20 protein-coding genes and 1 pseudogene are annotated in these 20,302 nt (G+C 31.8%); 20 read left to right on the forward strand and 1 reads right to left on the reverse strand.

What is annotated here, in order from left to right:
- The first annotated feature begins 164 nt into the window (after positions 1 to 164).
- From ACWJJ2_RS03320 to ACWJJ2_RS03390, 15 genes are all read left to right on the forward strand, one after another.
- Positions 165 to 1,502: a DUF512 domain-containing protein gene (locus ACWJJ2_RS03320; protein WP_220286567.1), complete on the forward strand. Its 1,338-nt coding sequence runs from the start codon at positions 165 to 167 to the stop codon at positions 1,500 to 1,502.
- Positions 1,502 to 2,818: a ribosome biogenesis GTPase Der gene (der, locus tag ACWJJ2_RS03325; protein WP_216302815.1), complete on the forward strand. Its 1,317-nt coding sequence runs from the start codon at positions 1,502 to 1,504 to the stop codon at positions 2,816 to 2,818. Before ACWJJ2_RS03320 ends, der begins: the two co-directional genes overlap by 1 nt.
- Before the next feature lies 1 nt (position 2,819).
- Positions 2,820 to 3,812 carry an NAD(P)H-dependent glycerol-3-phosphate dehydrogenase gene (locus ACWJJ2_RS03330; RefSeq protein ID WP_216302816.1) on the forward strand — a complete coding sequence of 331 codons (993 nt, stop codon included), beginning with the start codon at positions 2,820 to 2,822 and terminating at the stop codon, positions 3,810 to 3,812.
- 147 nt (positions 3,813 to 3,959) lie between these two features.
- Entirely contained in the window at positions 3,960 to 5,438 is a 1,479-nt protein-coding gene (spoIVA, locus tag ACWJJ2_RS03335; RefSeq protein WP_216302817.1) for a stage IV sporulation protein A, read from the forward strand.
- A 191-nt stretch (positions 5,439 to 5,629) separates the two neighbouring features.
- A complete protein-coding gene (locus tag ACWJJ2_RS03340) occupies positions 5,630 to 6,496 on the forward strand; it encodes a polysaccharide deacetylase family protein (RefSeq protein ID WP_462953820.1) in 867 nt (288 codons plus the stop codon).
- An 80-nt stretch (positions 6,497 to 6,576) separates the two neighbouring features.
- On the forward strand, positions 6,577 to 7,230 hold the full coding sequence (tenA, locus tag ACWJJ2_RS03345; RefSeq protein WP_462953821.1) for a thiaminase II: 654 nt from the start codon (positions 6,577 to 6,579) through the stop codon (positions 7,228 to 7,230).
- 145 nt (positions 7,231 to 7,375) lie between these two features.
- Entirely contained in the window at positions 7,376 to 7,816 is a 441-nt protein-coding gene (locus ACWJJ2_RS03350) for a GatB/YqeY domain-containing protein (RefSeq protein WP_165413534.1), read from the forward strand.
- Positions 7,817 to 8,512: 696 nt separating this feature from the next.
- Positions 8,513 to 9,940, forward strand: a complete 1,428-nt coding sequence (locus ACWJJ2_RS03355; protein WP_258280667.1) for an aspartate ammonia-lyase — start codon at positions 8,513 to 8,515, stop codon at positions 9,938 to 9,940.
- 411 nt (positions 9,941 to 10,351) lie between these two features.
- Positions 10,352 to 11,632, forward strand: coding sequence for a dicarboxylate/amino acid:cation symporter (locus ACWJJ2_RS03360; protein WP_165413535.1), 1,281 nt, complete (start codon positions 10,352 to 10,354; stop codon positions 11,630 to 11,632).
- Positions 11,633 to 11,664: 32 nt separating this feature from the next.
- Complete coding sequence (locus tag ACWJJ2_RS03365) at positions 11,665 to 12,837, forward strand: NAD(P)-dependent malic enzyme (protein WP_216302820.1); 1,173 nt, start codon at positions 11,665 to 11,667, stop codon at positions 12,835 to 12,837.
- A gap of 196 nt (positions 12,838 to 13,033) precedes the next feature.
- Positions 13,034 to 13,372, forward strand: coding sequence for a hypothetical protein (locus ACWJJ2_RS03370; RefSeq protein WP_165413537.1), 339 nt, complete (start codon positions 13,034 to 13,036; stop codon positions 13,370 to 13,372).
- Between the two features lie 248 nt (positions 13,373 to 13,620).
- Positions 13,621 to 14,418, forward strand: a complete 798-nt coding sequence (locus ACWJJ2_RS03375; RefSeq protein ID WP_216302821.1) for an amino acid ABC transporter substrate-binding protein — start codon at positions 13,621 to 13,623, stop codon at positions 14,416 to 14,418.
- A gap of 12 nt (positions 14,419 to 14,430) precedes the next feature.
- The gene (locus ACWJJ2_RS03380) at positions 14,431 to 15,114 is read left to right on the forward strand and encodes an amino acid ABC transporter permease (protein ID WP_216302822.1); all 684 of its coding nucleotides are present in this window, start codon (positions 14,431 to 14,433) and stop codon (positions 15,112 to 15,114) included.
- Between the two features lie 13 nt (positions 15,115 to 15,127).
- Complete coding sequence (locus tag ACWJJ2_RS03385; protein ID WP_216302823.1) at positions 15,128 to 15,871, forward strand: amino acid ABC transporter ATP-binding protein; 744 nt, start codon at positions 15,128 to 15,130, stop codon at positions 15,869 to 15,871.
- A 65-nt stretch (positions 15,872 to 15,936) separates the two neighbouring features.
- Positions 15,937 to 16,143 carry a hypothetical protein gene (locus tag ACWJJ2_RS03390; RefSeq protein WP_165413541.1) on the forward strand — a complete coding sequence of 69 codons (207 nt, stop codon included), beginning with the start codon at positions 15,937 to 15,939 and terminating at the stop codon, positions 16,141 to 16,143.
- Between the two features lie 59 nt (positions 16,144 to 16,202).
- On the opposite strand, the gene ACWJJ2_RS03395 is transcribed toward ACWJJ2_RS03390, so the two are convergent.
- The gene (locus ACWJJ2_RS03395) at positions 16,203 to 16,709 is read right to left on the reverse strand and encodes a methylated-DNA--[protein]-cysteine S-methyltransferase (RefSeq protein WP_216302841.1); all 507 of its coding nucleotides are present in this window, start codon (positions 16,707 to 16,709) and stop codon (positions 16,203 to 16,205) included.
- A 575-nt stretch (positions 16,710 to 17,284) separates the two neighbouring features.
- Between ACWJJ2_RS03395 and ACWJJ2_RS03400 the strand changes: the two are divergent.
- The 5 genes and pseudogenes from ACWJJ2_RS03400 to ACWJJ2_RS03420 form a co-directional block, all read left to right on the forward strand.
- Positions 17,285 to 17,452 (forward strand): annotated as a pseudogene (locus ACWJJ2_RS03400) (RNA polymerase sporulation sigma factor SigK); the annotation flags it as partial.
- A 142-nt stretch (positions 17,453 to 17,594) separates the two neighbouring features.
- Positions 17,595 to 17,783, forward strand: coding sequence for an alpha/beta-type small acid-soluble spore protein (locus ACWJJ2_RS03405; protein WP_165413544.1), 189 nt, complete (start codon positions 17,595 to 17,597; stop codon positions 17,781 to 17,783).
- 231 nt (positions 17,784 to 18,014) lie between these two features.
- Positions 18,015 to 18,143 (forward strand): hypothetical protein, encoded by a 129-nt coding sequence (locus ACWJJ2_RS03410; protein ID WP_258280755.1) that lies wholly within the window; start codon positions 18,015 to 18,017, stop codon positions 18,141 to 18,143.
- A 75-nt stretch (positions 18,144 to 18,218) separates the two neighbouring features.
- Positions 18,219 to 19,481, forward strand: a complete 1,263-nt coding sequence (locus tag ACWJJ2_RS03415) for a putative DNA modification/repair radical SAM protein (RefSeq protein WP_216302824.1) — start codon at positions 18,219 to 18,221, stop codon at positions 19,479 to 19,481.
- A complete protein-coding gene (locus ACWJJ2_RS03420; RefSeq protein WP_216302825.1) occupies positions 19,474 to 20,205 on the forward strand; it encodes a TIGR03915 family putative DNA repair protein in 732 nt (243 codons plus the stop codon). The genes ACWJJ2_RS03415 and ACWJJ2_RS03420 overlap by 8 nt, the downstream gene beginning before the upstream one ends.
- Positions 20,206 to 20,302: the final 97 nt, after the last annotated feature.

A 20,302-nucleotide genomic window follows, 5' to 3' on the forward strand; every position in this document is an offset into this window, starting at 1 on the left:
CTTAGGTATTTAATTAATGTAATATAACTTAATGGAATACTATAATTTATTACTTAACTAATTTCTTATTATAAATTTAAAGGTGTGATTTAATCTTAATATAATATTTCTAATTCCTCATAAAACCTTTTAGATGAAAGGTTATGGTTGAGCAGGAGGTAAAAATGAAAAACCAAATAGCTAAGATACTTCCAGGAAGTATCGCAGAAGAAATTGAGTTAGAAGTAGGAGATAGATTAATAAGTATAAATGGCAATGACGTAGTAGACATTATAGACTACAAGTTTTTAATTACAGATGAACTTCTTGAAATTGAAATTGAAAAGATAGATGGTGAGATTTGGGAAATTGAATTTGAAAAGGAATATGATGAAGATTTAGGAATCCAATTTGTTGATGCTATTTTGGATAAACCAATGAACTGTCATAATAAATGTATATTTTGTTTTATTGACCAATTGCCAGAAGGAATGAGAGAAACTTTGTATTTTAAAGATGATGATTCAAGGTTATCGTTTTTTCAAGGTAATTTTGTAACTTTAACTAATATGAAGGAAGAGGACATAGATAGAATTATTCGATACAAAATAAGCCCTATTAATGTATCAGTTCACACTACTGATCCAGAGCTTAGAAAGATAATGTTAAACAATAAATTTGCTGGAAATGTGTATGATAGGTTAAAAAGGCTGGCTGAAGCGGGTATTAAAATTAATTGTCAAGTAGTTTCTTGTCCAGGTATTAATAATGGAGAAGAGCTTATAAAAACCATTGAGGATTTATATAAACTTTATCCTAGCATAGAAAACTTAGCAGTTGTTCCAGTTGGTATAACAAAGTATAGAAAAGGCTTATTTAATTTAACATTGTATGATAAAAATACTGCAGCAAAGGAAATAGAAAGTGTAAAGCAATTACAAGAAAAATATATTAGAGAAGTAGGCTCACCTTTTATACGATTGTCTGATGAATTCTATGTTGTAGCACATAGTGATGTACCACAAGAAGAGTTTTATGATGGGTATGATCAATTAGAAGATGGCATTGGTATGATTAGACTACTTAGAAGTGTTATTGATAAAGATATAGCAAACCTAAAGCCGAATAATAAGGGAAGCTTTACATTTGTAACAGGGCATTCAGCTTATACAGAAATATTAAAGGTAGCTGAGAAAATTACTGCATGTAATAATAAAATAAAAACTGATGTTAAAAAAATAAATAATGTTTTTTTTGGAGAAACTATTACAGTAGCGGGTCTTTTAACAGGAAATGACATAATTAAGCAGCTAAGGGATGAAAAGCTAGGAGATTATTTAATAATTCCTAGCAATATGCTAAAAAAAGGATATGAACTAGGAAACTATGAGGAACAAATACTCTTGGATAATATTACGATAAGTGATTTAGAAAAAAGCTTAAATACAAAAATTTTAATATGTGATTATTCAGGAGAAGATTTAATCCATATAATAAACCAAAATAGTCGGGAGGAAGAATAATGGCAAAACCAATCGTAGCAATAGTAGGAAGACCCAATGTAGGGAAATCTACATTATTTAATAAGTTGGCAGGTAAAAGAATTTCAATAGTGGATGATAAACCAGGTGTAACAAGAGACCGAGTATATGCAGATGCAGATTGGCTTAGACACAATTTCACATTAATTGATACAGGTGGTATAGAAATTGAAAGTCAAGATATTATTTTAGCTCAAATGAGAAGACAGGCACAAATAGCGATAGAAACAGCAGATGTTATAATATTTATTGTAGATGGTAAACAAGGACTTACAGGTGCGGATACTGAAGTTGCACAGATGCTTAGACAAAGCAAAAAAGCAGTAGTACTCGTAGTAAATAAAATAGACCATCTTGAACTAGAAGCTAATGCCTTTGAATTCTATAATTTAGGTATAGGGACTCCTATAGCTATTTCTGCAACTCAAGCCCTTGGACTTGGAGATATGCTAGATGAAGTAGTAGCCCATTTTGAAAGTGTTTATTCAAACACAGAAGATGAAGAATATATTCAAGTTGCAGTAGTAGGTAAGCCGAATGTTGGTAAATCATCGCTTATAAATAAAATACTTGGAGAAGAAAGAAACATAGTAACTGATATTGCAGGTACTACAAGAGATGCTATTGATAGTAAAATAGAAACTGAAGAAGGTAAATTTATTCTTATAGATACTGCGGGAATAAGAAGAAAAAGTAAAGTAGAAGAAGGAATTGAAAGGTATAGTGTTATTAGATCATTAGCTGCTGTTGAGCGAGCTGATGTAGTTGTACTTATCCTTGATGCTACGGATGAATTAAGTGATCAAGATGAGAAAATTATAGGTTATGCTCATGAGATGAAAAAAGCAATTTTTGTTATAGTGAATAAATGGGATCTTATTGAAAAAGATACAAAGACTATGCTTGAATATAAACAAAAATTACAAGCAGGATTAAATTTCATGGCATATGCACCTTATTTATTTATATCCGCAAAAACCGGCCAAAGAGTACATAAGGTTTTAAAAACAGTTAAAGAATGTTATGAGAATTATTCAAAAAGAATTTCTACAGGAATACTTAATGAAGTTGTAAATAAGGCTGTACTTATGAAAGAACCTCCAACGGTGGCAAATAAAAGATTAAAAATATTCTACGTTACTCAAGTAGACTCTAAACCACCAACATTTGTATTCTTTGTAAATAATGAAAATTTACTACATTTTTCTTATGAAAGATATTTAGAAAATCAATTAAGAAATAGCTTTGAGTTTATCGGAACAGGGATAAGACTTATATTTAGGGAAAGGAAGGAATAGAATGTCAAAAGTTGCTTTTTTAGGTGGTGGGAGTTTTGGCACTGCGTTATCAATAATGCTTGCCAAAAAAGGTACGAGCGTTAATATCTGGGATAGAAAGCTTAGTGTTATTGATGATATTAACATTAAGAGAGAAAACATTAAGTACTTACCAGGCATTATCGTGCCAGCAGGAGTAACAGCATTTACGGACATAGAAAAGGTTATAACTGATAGTGAGCTAATTGTATTAGCAGTGCCTTCGCATGCAATAAGAGGCTTAAGTAAGATGATAGCACCACATCTAAAAGAAAATCAAATTGTGGTTAGCATTGCAAAGGGGATAGAAGAGGGCTCAGCAAAAAGGATTTCAGAAGTTATAGAGGAAGAAATTGTAAGTAACCCTATAGTAATACTTTCTGGTCCTAGTCATGCAGAAGAGGTTGCATTAGATATACCTACAACGCTAGTAGTTACATCTAAAAAAATGGAGTATGCAAGTATTGTGCAAGATGCATTTATGTCTAGTAAATTTAGAGTTTACACTAATGAAGATATTGTGGGTGTAGAGATAGGTGGAGCAGTTAAAAACATTATTGCACTAGCTGCAGGCGTATCTGATGGTATAGGCTACGGTGACAATGCTAAGGCTGCACTAATGACAAGAGGAATGAGTGAAATTATACGAATAGGCACAAAGCTCGGAGGCAGAATTGAAACATTCTATGGCTTAACGGGTATGGGTGATCTTATAGTAACTTGCACTAGTATGCACAGTAGAAATAGAAGAGCTGGTATTTTGATTGGAAAGGGTGTTCCAATGGAAAAGGCATGCGAAGACATAGGAATGGTAGTAGAGGGTATAAAAGCTGTAAGAGCCTTCTATGAGCTTAAAGAAAAAGAGCAGATTTCTATGCCTATTACGGATGTGTTATACAAAGTATTATTTGAAGGTAAAGACCCTAAATATGGGGTATACGAATTGATGTCAAGAAACAAAAAAGATGAGTTTTAAGAAAACTATTAGTATGGAAAGACCAATTTTTTATTAAGAATTTAATAAAAAATTGGTTTTTTTTTATATATTTTTAATCTATAGTAATAATTCATTGATCTCTAAAATATATTTATAGTGATAATAATAAGTATTGGGAGGTATATATTGGATAATTTTGATATATATAAAGATATAGCGGAGAGAACGCAAGGGGATATTTATGTAGGTGTTGTGGGTCCTGTAAGGACTGGAAAATCAACATTTATAAAAAGATTTATGGAGCTTATGGTAATTCCTAACATAGACAATCCTCATAAAAAAGAAAGAGCAAAAGATGAACTTCCTCAAAGTGGTTCAGGGAAATCGATTCATACTACTGAACCTAAATTCGTACCCAACGAAGCAGTTGAAATTGAGTTTGAAGGGGGAACTAAATTTAAAGTAAGGATGGTCGATTGTGTTGGGTATATTGTTAAAGGAGCGGTAGGATATGCTGAAGGAGAGACGCCTAAAATGGTGACAACCCCTTGGTATGATTACGAAATTCCATTTGAGGAAGCCGCAGAGATTGGAACAAAAAAGGTAATAAATGAGCATTCAACTATTGGTCTTTTAATTACTACAGATGGTTCTATCACAGGCATAGAAAGGGAAGAATATTTAGAAGCGGAAGGAAGGGTAGTTGATGAACTTAAATCCATTAATAAACCTTTCATAATGGTATTAAATTCTAAAAATGCAGATGCTCCTGAAACACAAGTTTTAGCAAGAGAATTAGAAGAAAAATATGATGTTCCAGTTCAAGTTATGGATGTTGTAAATATGAAAGAGGAGGATATAGCTAATATATTTCAAAGAATTCTTAAAGAATTTCCAGTTAAAGAAATTAACATAGATATGCCAGAATGGATTGAAAACTTAAGTTCTAAGCACTGGGTAAAAATTAACTTTATGAAGTTCTTAAAAGATACGTGTAAAGATATTTTTAAAGTTAGGGATATAAATAAATCGCTACTAACATTTAAAGAAGTTGATTTTTTAGACTCTGCAATACTTGATGAAATGAATATGGGAGAAGGTACTGCTAGAGTCAATATAATTCCTAAACACGAATTATTTTACAAAATACTTGGCGAAACTTGTGATTGTGAAATAAAAGGAGAAAATGATTTATTAACATTAATGGGGGAATTCTCTAGAGCTAAAGTAGAATATGATAAAATTTCAGAGGCTTTAAAAGATGTTAAAGAAAAAGGCTATGGATTAGTTGCACCACAGCTTTCAGAAATGACATTAGAAGAACCTGAAATTGTGCAACATGGTGGGAGGTATGGAGTTAAATTAAAGGCATCTGCACCTTCTCTTCATTTTATTAAGGCAGATATACAAACAGAAATATCACCTATTATGGGTACAGAAAAGCAAAGTGAAGATTTCTATAAATCCATTTTAGAACAGTTTGAGAATGATAAATCTCAAATTTGGCAGAGTAACATGTTTGGTAAATCTTTAGAAGTATTAGTTAAAGAAGGCCTCCAAAGTAAGCTGTTTAAGATGCCTGATGACGTTCAAGTGAAAATTCAAAAGACTCTACAACGAATTATAAATGAGGGTAATGGCAGCTTAATATGCATTATATTATAATAAGATTTTTCAGGATATAGTAGCTTTGAGTTATAGGGAGTATTCCTTATGGCTCAAAGCTTATTTTCATTTGCAAATAATTATAATAATACATACAAAAAAATATTATAAAATATTTTAAAAGAGGTATAATAGCTATGTGGAAGTTTATCGTATATGAATATATTAAAATATACATAGAGGTGATCTAATTGCAATTTAAAAAAATACCGTTATTAATAGTATTAACACTTGTGCTTTGTGGTTGTGCAAATGACAGACAAAATCAGATAAGTTTAAGTAATGCAAAGCAAACAAATAGCAGCCTTAAAACGGGCAGTGATGGAAATACAAACTCTAAATCAACTTTAAAAGAGAATAGTCCGAATTTACAGACAAAAACTATTAACTGGTCATGGGCTTATTCACCAAGAGAAAATTCAACATTATTATCGAAATATCATGCTTATGCTTTTGGCGAAACTTCTAAAAAAGTAATTTATCTAACTTTTGATGAGGGGTATGAGAATGGTTATACAGCAAGCATTCTTGATACTTTAAAAGCTAACAATGTTAAAGCAGCTTTTTTTGTAACAAAGCCCTATGTAACGGGTTCTTTTAATGGTGCAAAAGATATTGATCTTGTAAAAAGAATGATGAATGAAGGCCATATTATAGGGAATCATTCAGTGCATCATAAATCCATGCCGTCTATAACTAATGAAATGGATTTTAATTCAGAGATTACAGAAAATGAAACTACTGTTAATAACATCCCCGGTTTAAAAATGTCGAAATTTTTTAGACCGCCTATGGGTGACTTCAGTGAACTTTCTCTTTATTACACTCAAAAGCTTGGTTATAAATCAGTGTTTTTTACACTTGCTTATAAGGATTATGAACCTAAGGATCAGCCAAACCCTGAAACGGCAAAAAAAAATCTTTTAAAGCAAACAAAGCCTGGAATGATATGTTTGCTTCATGCAGTTTCAGAAACCAATACAAAAATACTCGACAGTCTGATTAAAGAGTGGAAAAGTCAGGGATATGAGTTTAAAACATTGAATGACCTTCCTTAGAAAATAGCATAGACTTATATAGACATTTTTGGGCTTAGAACTGTTTGAGAAATTAAATGACGATGGAGGGGTGGAATAGTATGAAATTTACAGATTATATATTTGAAGAGGTAAAGGAATTTTGGAATTCATATTTAGAGCATCCATTTATAAAGGAGATAGGAGAAGGTACCTTAGATAAGGAAAAGTTTAAAAACTATCTTATACAGGATTATCTATATTTAAAAGAATATTCAAAGGTATTTTCTGTAGGGTTAATTAAGGCAAAAACTATGGACGAGATGAAATTTTATTATAATTCAATAAGGGGAATTATGGAGGATGAAACGGCTGTTCATATAAAATATTTAGAAGGCTTTGGATTAACTGCTAAAGAAACGGAAAAATGTGAATATAAATTAATAACTACAAGTTATACAAGCTATATGCAAGGTGTGGCGCTTACCGGAGATTTAAAGGAGATTGCCCTTGTTGCTACGCCGTGTACGTGGAGTTATAGCTACATAGGCAAATATATTAAAAAGACTTATGGACATAAGCTAGAGGGGAATTTTTTCAATCCATGGATTGAAGAATACGCTTCTGAAGATTTTGAAAAATTCACTAATGACTGGCTGGATTATATAAATGATTTATGCGAAGACATAGATGAGATAGAAAAGAAAAGATTATTAGCTATTTTTATGAAATCATGCATGTATGAATTAGAATTTTGGAATAGGGCATATAATTAATATTAGATTATAAAATTGGGAAACTTTCCTTCTGAAATGTCGTTAAAGTGAGATTATAAGAGTATAATGTATATATAAGTATAGTTTTAATAAAGTAACAAAATGACTTGTTAAAAAATATTGAATTATTTAGGAGGTAACACATATGTTAAAACAAACACTGAAAGATGATATTATTAAATATATGAAGAGTAGGGATAAGGTAAGACTGACTGCTTTAAGGACTTTAATGGCTGACGTTAAATATAAAGAAATGGATTTGAAAAAAGAACTTTCTGACGACGACTTAGTTGGTATTATTGAGAAAACAATTAAACAATTAAATGAAACTCTTAGTTATGCGAAAGAAGCTAATAAAGAAGATATTATAGCTGAAACAGAAATTGCTATCGAAATGTTTACATTTTATATGCCCAAGCAATTAAGTGACGATGAAGCAAAAATAATTATCAGTGAAGTTATTACCCAAAATCACTTTAGCGGAAAGGGTGACATGGGGAAGGTTATGAAGGCTGTTATGCCTAAGTTAAAAGGAAAGTATGATAGCAGGAAGGTAAATCCTCTTGTGAATCAATTATTGGCATAGGAAAAATGGAGTAATGATACCATTTATTAAAGGTAAAGGCAAATTAGTAATTATGAGTGAGTTTTATCCCATATGTAGGGGTAAGATTCACTTTTGAATTTTATTAAGAAAGTATTTTTTTATGTTAAAATTTATAAAATGGAGTTTTAATAAGTAATGAGTCCTTATTGAATAATCAATTTAAGGGTATAACAATAGTTGATAATACTGGATTTAAATTATATAATAAGTACTAAATAATTATAAATATAATAGTGTAAACAATTACAATATGATTTATTAACAGGTTAATTAATTCATTGTGATGTTATATGCCTATAAATATCAAAAAACTCTTAGTAGCAAGTAGTTATCTTCAGGTCATATCATAGTACCCTTGAGGTACTTATTTTTTTTATGTGGAATACCACTTAGAGAGCAGATGTAAAATTAATCTTAACGGTAATCTTGCAAAGTAAACAATATTCAAAATATTCAAACTTAAGGTTGTATTCGATATAACACTAGGTATATTAAGAATTAATTTTCAATTTCAAATGCTTTAAAGCGCCGTAAATCAATAAATATTAAGTAATAAATTAGTCTTAATTTAGTTAAAAGACTTACTTATGATACTTAAAAAGACAGATGTTTATTTGACAAAATTTATTTCAAAGGGTATTATTAGTATATTATAGTAAACAAGGAGGAAATATTATGAATGAAAACATGCAAAAATTTAGGGTGGAAAGCGATTCTGTTGGCTCTAAGAATGTACCTATAGAAGCATATTATGGAGTTCAATCATTAAGGGCGTCAGAAAACTTTAATATTACAGGTAGGAGGATGCACAAAGACTTAATAGTCAGTCTTGCGCAAGTAAAAAAAGCTACAGCTATTGCAAATAATGAAGCTGGATTAATGAGTAAAAAAATCAGCGACGCTATAGTACAAGCATGTGATGAAATAATAGTTGGTAAATTACATAATGAATTTATAATTGATCCTATTCAAGGTGGAGCAGGTACATCGGGTAATATGAATGCAAATGAAGTAATTGCTAATAGAGCAAATGAAATATTGGGTGGTAAATTGGGAGCGTATGATAAAGTTCATCCAAATGATCATGTAAATATGGGACAATCTACAAATGATGTATTCCCAACAGCAGGCAAGATGGCAGCTCTAAAACTTATTCCAAAAACCTTAGAGGAGTTAAGAAAACTTGGTGATGTACTTGTTGAAAAGTCTAAAGAATTTGATGATGTTATTAAAATGGGAAGAACTCAAATGCAAGATGCTGTACCTATTAGATTAGGCCAAGAATTCCATGCATATAGCTCAGTAATAAAAAGAAATATTGATAGGTTAGAAAAAGCCAGTGAAGGGCTAAAGAGTGTAAATATGGGAGCTTCTGCTATAGGGACAGGAATAAATGTGGATACAGGATATTTTAAAAAAATCGTGCCAGCAATTAATGATGTTGTTAATTTAGATTTACATCAAGCAGAAGACTTAATAGATGGGACACAAAATCTGGATGTTTTTGTGGACGTTTCATCAGCTCTTAAAACTTGTGCAGTAAGTCTATCCAAGATATCAAATGACTTAAGGTTAATGTCTTCAGGTCCTAGAGCAGGCTTTGGGGAAATCAATCTGCCAGCAAAACAAAATGGATCTTCAATAATGCCAGGAAAGATAAATCCTGTAATTCCAGAAGTTATGAGTCAAGTATCTTTTAATATTATAGGCAATGACATTACTATAACTATGGCAGCAGAGGCCGGACAATTAGAATTAAATGCATTTGAACCAGTTATATTCTATAACTTATATGAATCTATAGAAACACTAGGTAACGGAGTTAATACCCTTAGAGAAAATTGTATTGCAGGTATTACGGCTAATAGAAAAAGGTGCAAATACTTAGTAGATAATAGTGTAGGTATAATTACAGCGATAGTACCTCATGTAGGTTATAAGGCAGCTGCAAAAATTGCAGCTAGAGCGATTGCAACAGGCGAACCTGTAAGTGAATTGGTACTTAAAGAGAGTATTTTAACGAAAGCACAACTTAATGAAATACTAGATACAATAGCAATGACCGAGCCAGGAATAGCAGCAAAGCATTTAATGGCTATATAAATTATTTTATTAATTAAATGTAAACAATAGTATGCAATTAGGTATTTTTTGTGGTATTATAGTATAGTGAAATTGCAATCATCATGGAATAAAGTAAAGGCTCAGTTAGTTTCGAGGATTGAAACTAGAGATGATCTTAGCATTGCATATACTCCGGAAGTGGCTAAAACATATTGAGTGAATATTAAGAAAACGGTTACCAGTATGCTCCTAAACAACATTTGGTTGTTTAGGAGCATACTGACATGAAGGGCTCCTTTCGAAATTCATTTTTAGTTTATACCCATCTTGTAAATGTATATGCGCCCAAGGTGGGCGGATTACAGCCATTTCAATATATAAAAATGTGGTATTAATGCTGGCTGTGGCATTTCATAGCCAGCTAATAAAATATATAAAGGAGGGTTTTGTATGAGTAAAAAAAAGGTGAACTTGACAACTAGAATCCTTATTGCTCTATTATTAGGATCAATAACTGGAATTATTGTATTTCAATTTCCTAATGGAACTTTTAAAAATGCTTTTTTAATAAATGGTGTTTTCCAGTTAGTAGGTCAACTTTTTTTAAGAGGAATAATGATGCTTGTAGTCCCACTGGTGTTTATTTCCTTAGCAAATGGTGCGGCCAGTATGGGAGATGTAAAGAAATTAGGTAGGGTCGGGGGAAAGACTGTAGCTTTTTATCTATCAACTACAGCAATAGCTGTTGCTATTGCGCTAGTCTTAGGTTATTTTATAAAGCCAGGATCAGGGTTAGATTTAACAGCCGTAAAAGCAGTGAAAACTACAATTGCTACCAAAACTCCATTGGTACAAACGTTATACGAAATGGTACCAAGTAATCCAATTTTAGCTATGTCGGAAGGTAATATGCTTCAAATTATTGTAGTTGCTGTATTAACTGGTATAGGCTTATCTTTATTAGGTAAAAAAGGTCAGCCCCTAATTAATTTACTTGAAAGCCTAAATGATTTAATAATGAAATTAGTAGAAATCGTTATGACATTTGCACCTATAGGTGTATTTGGGCTTATAGCTAAAACCTTTGCTACTGTAGGGTATGTAGCTATGATGCCTTTAATGAAATATATTCTTACAATATATTTGGGTCTATTACTTATCTCAATATTAGGATATGCAAGTCTTTTAAAAAGTTTTACTGGGTTATCTATAAAAAAGTTTTACAAAAAATTCTTCCCAGTTATGTCTGTAGCTTTCTCAACAGCTAGTAGTAATGCTACAGTACCAGTGAATATGGAAACATGTGAAAAAGAATTAGGGGTATCAAAAGGTATTGCGGCCTTCACTATTCCATTAGGTGCAACAGTTAATATGAATGGTACTGCTATTATGCAAGGGGTAGCAACATTCTTTGTAGCTCAAGCATATGGCATTCCTGTTACACTAAATATGATGTTAACAGTAGTTCTAACTTCAACTATTGCATCTGTAGGTACAGCTGGAGTCCCTGGTGCTTCCATTATAATGCTGTCTATGGTATTTCAGGCTGTAGGTCTTCCCTTAGAAGGAATCGGTCTTATAATGGGTGTAGATAGATTGGTAGATATGGGCAGAACAGTTGTCAATATTACAGGAGATGCTATTTGCACTGTTATAATAGCTAAGCAAGAAGGGGAATTAGACGTTGACGTATTCAATAGTGAGAACGAAGAATTAAGTGGCAATGTATAAATAATACAATTTAATAAAAGGGGAAGTATTGAATGAATTATTTTGTAGAAAGTTTAAAACTGCATGAAAAACATACAGGCAAAATTGAAGTAATATCAAAAATAAAAATCCAAACAAATGATGATTTGGCACTTGCGTACACACCTGGTGTTGCAGAACCTTGCAAGAAAATCTATGAAAACGTAGAAAATGTGTATAAATATACATCTAAAGGGAATATGGTTGCAGTGGTTACGGATGGCACTGCTATTCTAGGGCTTGGAGATATAGGACCCGAGGCAGGACTTCCGGTTATGGAAGGAAAGGCTATATTGTTTAAAGAGTTTGGTAATGTAGATGCCTTTCCAATCTGCTTAGACACAAAGGACGTAGATGAAATTGTTCGCACAATACAGCTTATCTCCCCAGGGTTTGGTGGGATAAACTTAGAAGATATTAGTGCTCCAAGATGCTTTGAAATAGAAGAAAAGCTTAAAAAAATATTAGATATACCAGTATTTCACGATGACCAACATGGGACAGCAATTGTAGTTCTTGCAGGTCTTATCAATGCTTGTAAAGTAGTTGGAAAGAAGCTTGAGAATTTAAAGGTTGTAGTAAACGGTGCTGGTTCTGCGGGAACAGCAATATCAAAGCTTTTACTCTCCTCAGGAGTGAAGAATTTAATTGTCTGTGACAAAGTAGGAGTACTTTATAGAGGGATGGCAATAATTGATGATGCAAAAACAGCCCTTACAGAAATAACTAATCCAGAAAATATAAAAGGAAGCTTAAGTGATGCATTAGTAGGTGCAGATGTATTTATAGGGGTTTCTGCACCAGGAATAGTAACACCTGAGATGGTTAAATCTATGAAAAAAGATTCTATAGTCTTTGGAATGGCAAATCCAACCCCAGAAATCATGCCAGATGAAGCTAAAAAAGCGGGCGCAAGGGTATGTGGTTCAGGACGTTCAGATTTTCCAAACCAAGTAAATAATGTTCTTGTATTTCCAGGGTTATTCAGAGGTGCATTAGATGTGAGAGCAAAAGAAATAAATGAAGAAATGAAGCTTGCAGCAGCATATGCTATTGCAAATTATATAAAAGATGAAGATTTAAACGAAAACAATGTAATTCCAAGTGCATTAGATAGAGGTGTAGCAACAAAAGTAGCAGAAGCAATTGCGAAAGCTGCAAAAGAAACAGGCGCAGCAAGAATATAACCAAGCGCTGCTAGGATTACCTCTTCATGACCATTGAGAATCATGAATAAATTACAAATGATTTATTTTTTTAATTTAAAAAGATAGTAAAAACTTTATAATAAGGTTTTGCTATCTTTTTTTCTATTAATTTCTTATAGAATTTTTTAGAATAAATCTCCGCCTTATTACATATAATTAGTGGAGGTGGTTAAATATGTATAGAACTATGGTGTGCAAAACATGTGATAACAATAGAGTACTCATTGAAAAAGTTGGACAGGAACTAAATATCAAGTGCTCAAAATGTGAAAATACAATAATGCAGGCGGTTTACCTAGAGTCTTGGAATGAACATATTGCTAATACATATAAATTTAGAATCGGTATTGATGATGATAGGTTAATTGAGGCGGATATAGTTGAAATGAAAGTTAATAAAGAAGAGCCTCAAACTTCAAGCGAAGAGGGAAAAAAAATTCGGTTAATGTATGTAAAAGAATATGAATTCATAAGGCAACTTCCAGAAGATGAGTATGTGGAAATAATCAATTGAAATAGATTGTAGGGGGATGAAAGAGTCGAAGAGCTGCTTTGAATATGTATGTTTATATAGGGAAAATGAAAAAAAGAGCTCACTAGGGCTTTTTTTTGTTTTCAAAACAAATGAATATGGTGATAATATATAATTAGTCTTCACTATAGTAACTTAAAAATAAATATTGACAGTAAAAGAAAACCTATGGTATTATAAATACAATGCAATACATTACTAAAACGATAGGAATACTAGGAGGGTAATAAATGAAAAAAACATCTGTATTAATTAGTACTTTATTAATAGCAACACTGGGACTTGTAGGATGCGCCACAAGTAGTAGTAAAAACACTGAATCTAAGGACCTATTATCAAAAATAAAGAGTGAAGGGAAAATACAAATTGGTACTGAAGGAACATACGCACCATACAGCTTCCATGATAAATCAGGAAAGTTAACTGGTTTTGATGTTGAAATTGCAGAGGAAGTATCTAAACGTCTTTCCGTAAAACCAGAATTTGTGGAAACAAAGTGGGATGGTATGTTTGCTGGGCTCGACGCAAAGCGATTTGATATGGTAGTAAATCTAGTTGGAATTCAACCAGATAGACAAGAAAAATATGATTTTTCAGAACCATATATAGTTTCAAAAGCAGTGCTTATAGTAAACAGTGATGATAACACTATCAAAAAGTTTGAAGATTTGAAGGGGAAGAAATCTGCTCAATCATTAACTAGTAACTTATCTAAAATTGCAAAAGATAATGGTGCAATACTTCAACCAGTTGACAGCTTTAATCAAGCAATTGACCTTTTAGGTTCTAAAAGGGTAGATGCCACAGTTAATGACAGTTTATCTTATCTTGATCTTAAAAAACAAAAACCAGACCTTGCTATAAAAGTTGTTGATGAGGAAGGAAATGCACAGCCAAGCGCATTTATGTTTAAAAAGGGAAATAAAGAATTAGTGGATGCGGTTAATAAAGCACTTATTGATATGAAAGCAGATGGTGCTTATTTAAAAATTTCAAATAAGTGGTTTGGCAGCGATGTATCAAAATAAGAGGGTGATAAGATGAATTTTGATGTGCAAACACTAAGAATATTAAACATAATTAAAGACTCTTTTTTTCCTTTATTAATAGCTGGTGTAAAATTTACCATTCCAGTGGCAGTGCTTTCTTTCATACTCGGTTCAATTGTGGCTATGGCAACGGCTCTTGCACGTATATCCAAACATAAATCATTAGTTTTAATATCAAGTTTTTATGTTTGGATAATAAGAGGGACACCGCTTCTCGTGCAGTTATTTATAATATTCTACGGATTACCAGCTGCTGGTATAACCATGGGAGCTTTACCGGCAGCAATTATAGGTTTTACATTAAATGTTGGAGCTTATAATTCGGAAGTAATTAGGGCTGCAATTCTATCTATACCTAAGGGGCAGTGGGAAGCAGCATCTTCAATTGGTATGACTCATACTCAGTCGTTGATTCGTATAATTTTGCCACAAGCAGCTAGAGTATCTGTACCGCCGCTGTCAAATTCATTTATAAGCCTTGTTAAAGATACATCCCTTGCTGCGTCGATTACTTTAGCGGAAATGTTTCAGATTGCTCAAAGAATAACAGCAGTAACATATGAACCACTTGTATTGTACTGTGAAGTGGCCTTTATATATCTATTATTTTGTACTATACTATCTACAATTCAACAGAAAATAGAGAAAAATCTTGAAAAATATGTCGCTAGGTAATTGGAGGAAATTCATGATTAATATAAAAAATTTACACAAGAGTTTCGGAAATAATGAAATATTAAAAGGTATAGATTTGCGAATTGTAAGAGGCGAAGCAACCATTATTATAGGGCCTTCAGGTTCGGGTAAAACCACACTTCTTAGATGTATGAATTTGCTAGAACTGCCTAATAAGGGGACTATGAGCATTGGGGATAATGAATTAGTGTTTGGGGAAAATAAAAATCCAACTGATAAAGAAGTGATATCACTTCGCAGGAATACTGGAATGGTATTTCAAGGATTCCATTTATTTCCTCATATGACTGTGGTAGAAAATATTATGGAAGGGCTTGTTACTGTACTTAAGCAATCTAAGAAGGCAGCCCATGATAAAGCACTTAAGCTTTTAGATAAGGTTGGGCTTTTAGACAAGTGCAACAGTTATCCTCATGAGCTTTCAGGAGGACAACAACAAAGGGTTGCTATAGCGCGTGCTATGGCTATAGAACCATCAGTACTATTATTTGACGAGCCAACATCTGCACTGGATCCTGAGCTTGAAGCGGAGGTGCTTAAAGTTATGAAGGATCTATCACTTGAAGGTATGACAATGGTAGTTGTTACTCATAATATGAGTTTTGCAAGAGAAGTAGCAGACAATATAATATTTATGGATAACGGAATCATTGTTGACAGGGGAACACCGAAGGAGTTATTAATTAACACAACTAACCCAAGAATAAAACAATTTTTAAATTTAGTATCTGATTAGATAATAGATTGTTTGAGAAAAAATAATTTCGACACTAAGAATTTTATTAAGTTGGAGGCGTGAAAATGTTAAATAAAGAAGTTAAAGAGAATCTATTGAGAGAAGGCATTCATGAAGATGCTGTAAGTGCTTTAGATGAAAAGGGAAAGTGCCTATTTGATATAGATAGTACAAGGGACGTATGCTTTGAACTGATTGATGTGGGTGTTAAATTTAGTTGTGAACTAAGTATTTTAGATGATGGATTGTATTTGATAAAAATTTTAAATTAGATTATAGACATAACCATTATTAGGGCTATGTCTATAATTATTATTATGTGTAAAAATTACTATTGGAAATTGAATCCTTCAATTTCCAATAGTAATTTTTGTGTAGGCGTTCTATTACCAGCAAAGCCTACCAACTTACCACTTTTACCAATGACCCTGTGACAGGGTATAATTATAGGCAATTGGTTATATTTATTAGCTTGACCTACTGCCCTTACAGCTTTAGGGTTTCCGATGGATTCTGCAATTTGCAAATAATTCCGCGTTTCACCATAAGGTATATCTCTAAGGGCTTTCCATACTTTCTTTCTGAACTGTGTGCCTTCTATAGATAAAGGTATATCGAAATTTTTCCTTTTACCTTTGAAATATTCGTCTAGCTGAACTATAACTTCCTTGCATAACTCATTATCTTTGGGAATAGCTTCATGTTTTTTCTTGTATTGTATCCAATCTTCTTCAAAAATTTCTACTTTTATAACACCGATCTCATTCACTACTACATGGATAAGCCCAATAGGGGAATCATAAACATCATAACCGATTTTCACAAAACGCCTCCTCAATTGTATAATAGAAACCATAAATAAAAGGTAGCATAAGATTCATATTCTGTCCAGTTTAAAGCAATTTTTTTATCATATAAAATGAAAACGTGAATATTAATTTTCTCCAAATGAAAAAGGCCAGACTTTAAGGCGGGCCTTTCAATTTCTTAATCTATATAAGTTTTTTATTAAATATATTAGTTAAATTTAAATTTTCTATTTTACCTTTAATCTCATCTATATCTAAAGTATAGAGTCCAAGTTCCTGCATTCTTTTAAAATAGTATTATTACTCCTATGAGTATTCATTTATGAATATTGATTTATCAAAACTTGTTTTTGTAATGCAACATTGAAATCAAGAAAATGTCTAATTGTTGGTTATCAATTATAAATGCGTAAAAAAATATAATGTGGTAGAATAAATAAAATTTTTAGGGTATGAGTATGTAAAGAGTCCTCTAGTGGGTCCCTTCTGCATAAGCATTTTAAAAACCGGCCTTAAAAGTTCTTATTTAATAATTAAATAATAGGTACATGAAAACAAATAACAAATCATATTATATTTAGAAGCTCTAGTAGGAGGAACATCTGTGTTTTTCATGAATTGTTTATTAAATATGATTGGAAATATTACATTTTTAACAGCCTATATAACTGGCAGTAGTTCATTCCCTCAACCATTGTGTGAAGAAGAAAAAAAATATTCCTATCCAGGAAAGGATGTAGATGAGCTAATATCTATTGGAATAGTGGGACTCAATTTATATAATAACTAGCCCTTAAAAATCATCTATTTAATTATATTGGAATAGACATAATTTTCTATGAATATTGTTTATAATAATACACATGATAATAGTGTAATTGAAAACGATTATCAAATATAGAGGAGGTTATTATATGTCAAGAAATAGAGTATTGGTTCCGGAGGCTAAGGTTGGATTAAACAAATTTAAAATGGAAGCTGCTAAAGAAGTAGGAGTAAATCTTACAGACGGTTACAATGGAGATTTAACCTCAAGAGAGAATGGTTCGGTAGGCGGACAAATGGTTAAGAAAATGGTTGAGTCTTACGAAAAGAATTTGTAATAAGAAATGTGGAAGAAGTTAGCCTAGCATAATTGCTAGGCTTTTTTGTAAAATCATTTAAATTTGATAAACAGCCCCATAGAAATATGGAAATTGTCAGTTTGCGTGGGAAGAAAGAGAAAATAAATGGTTACACATGGTAAGTAAAGAAGCTATTGCACTAATAAAAGTTAATCAAGAATAAATATATATTCTTTAGAATTTGAAAAAGAGAGTGAAATAAGTTTTCCCATTAATAATGGAAGACAGGTATATTTAGTTCAAGTAGAGGGATGTTCAAGTATAAATAGTATTAAGATAGGAAAAAGATGCTATGGAAATGGTAGCGTGGTTAATGTGTATTTTAATAGAGTTTCGTGATTATCCAGGAAATATATCTTTCAAAATTGGACAAAACGTGATAAAATAAGAACAAACGTTTGTGGGGTGATGAAAGTGGATATAATGAAAAAACTTGAAATATTATCTAATTCAGCGAAGTATGATGCGTCTTGTTCTTCGAGCGGTTCTAATAGAAAGAACACAAAGGGAGGCATAGGTAATGCAGCATCAACAGGTATTTGCCATTCCTGGTCACAGGATGGTAGATGTATTTCGCTACTTAAAATTTTGTATACCAATAAATGCATATACGATTGTAAATATTGTATTAATAGAGCTAGTAATGATCTGGAGAGAACAAGCTTTACTCCAAAAGAAGTAGTAGATTTAACTATAAATTTCTATAGAAGAAATTATATCGAAGGATTATTTTTAAGTTCTGGGGTAGAAAGAAGCCCAGATTACACGATGGAAAATTTAGTGAGAATTTTAAAGGATTTAAGACTGATTCACAAATTTAATGGATATATTCATGTAAAAGCTATTCCAGGCTCTGATCCAAAGCTCATATATGAGGCGGGATTGTATGCAGACAGAATGAGTGTAAATATTGAGTTGCCGTCAGAAAAAAGCTTAAAACTCTTAGCACCTCAAAAGAATAAGGCAGATATATTAAAACCTATGCGACTTATTAAACACAGTATAATAGAATCTAATGAATATAAGAAAAAAGGATTTAAAGCTCCTAGATTTACTCCTGGTGGACAAAGTACTCAGATAATGGTAGGGGCAACTAATGAAAGTGATTTAAGAGTAATTAGTCTTACTGAAGGATTATATAATACTTTTGGGCTTAAGAGGGTGTATTATTCTGCTTATGTGCCGGTGGTGCAGCACGCAAATTTACCCGCTATTCAAAGCACACCTCCAATATTAAAAGAACATAGAATGTATCAAGCAGATTGGCTTTTAAGATATTATGGATTTAAGGCAAATGAATTATTAGATGAGCAAAATCCGAACTTTGATATAAATTTAGATCCCAAAGCCTTTTGGGCATTAAATAATTTGGATAAGTTTCCGTTAGAAGTAAATAACGCTCCCTATGAAACATTACTTAGAGTGCCTGGAATAGGAGTAACATCGGCTTTAAGAATTATAAAATCAAGAAGACTTTGCAATCTTTCCTATGATAATTTAAAAAAAATAGGAGTAGTGCTCAAAAGAGCTAGATACTTTATAACTTGTAGTGGTAAATTTTATGGAGATAAGGCGATGGAAAGAGGAAGGATCAAAAATTATTTATTAGACTATGAAAGTTTTGATAAGCCACAACAAATGAGCTTGTTTACTCAAAGGAGTGATTTATTTGTTTAGATACATTTATGATGGAAGTTTCGATGGGTTTTTATCTGTTGTATATGGTTGTTACTATGATAGAATACCTGAATGCATAGATAGGGTAGATAGATATACTTTTGACATGATATATAAGGACAAGTTTATAGAAACTGATATAATAAAATCAAATAAAGTATCTAAGTCAATACTAGAAAAAATATCAAAAGATGCATTAATTCATGTGTATCAAGCGTTTTTATCTGAGGTACAAGGAATAGAGTTAATATTATTTAAATATATTCAGTTAGGGTTTAAGTTAGGGAGTAAAGTTAATGATTTTTTAACAGATGACATTGTAAATGAAGTACAGAAATATTCTAGAAAAGTTGGCTTTGAAGCACATAGATTTTTAGGATTAGTTAGATTTCAAGAATTCAAGGGCATATTGTATGCAGCAATTGAACCTACTTACAATATTCTTGAGCTCATAGCAAATCACTTTAAAGCAAGACTTACAAATGAAAAGTGGATAATTCATGATGTGAAGAGAAAAACAGGTGTAGTTTATGAAAATCATGAATGGATATTAAGGGATTTGAAATTTGAAAAATTAGAAAGTAATGAGAAGGAAGAGTTATTCTATCGAAACCTTTGGAAAGTTTTTCATAAAAGTGTTGGCATACAAGAAAGGAGTAATAAAAGACTACAAATGCAACATATGCCAAAGAAATATTGGGATAATTTAATTGAAATGAAATAGTGTCACTAGTTGCACTATTTTAAATTTCAGTATTTTTAAAAAAAATGTTAACAATCATGTTATAATAGATATAAACACATTATTAGGTTATTGTAAT

The sequence above is a fragment of the Clostridium sp. CM039 genome (assembly GCF_055081075.1).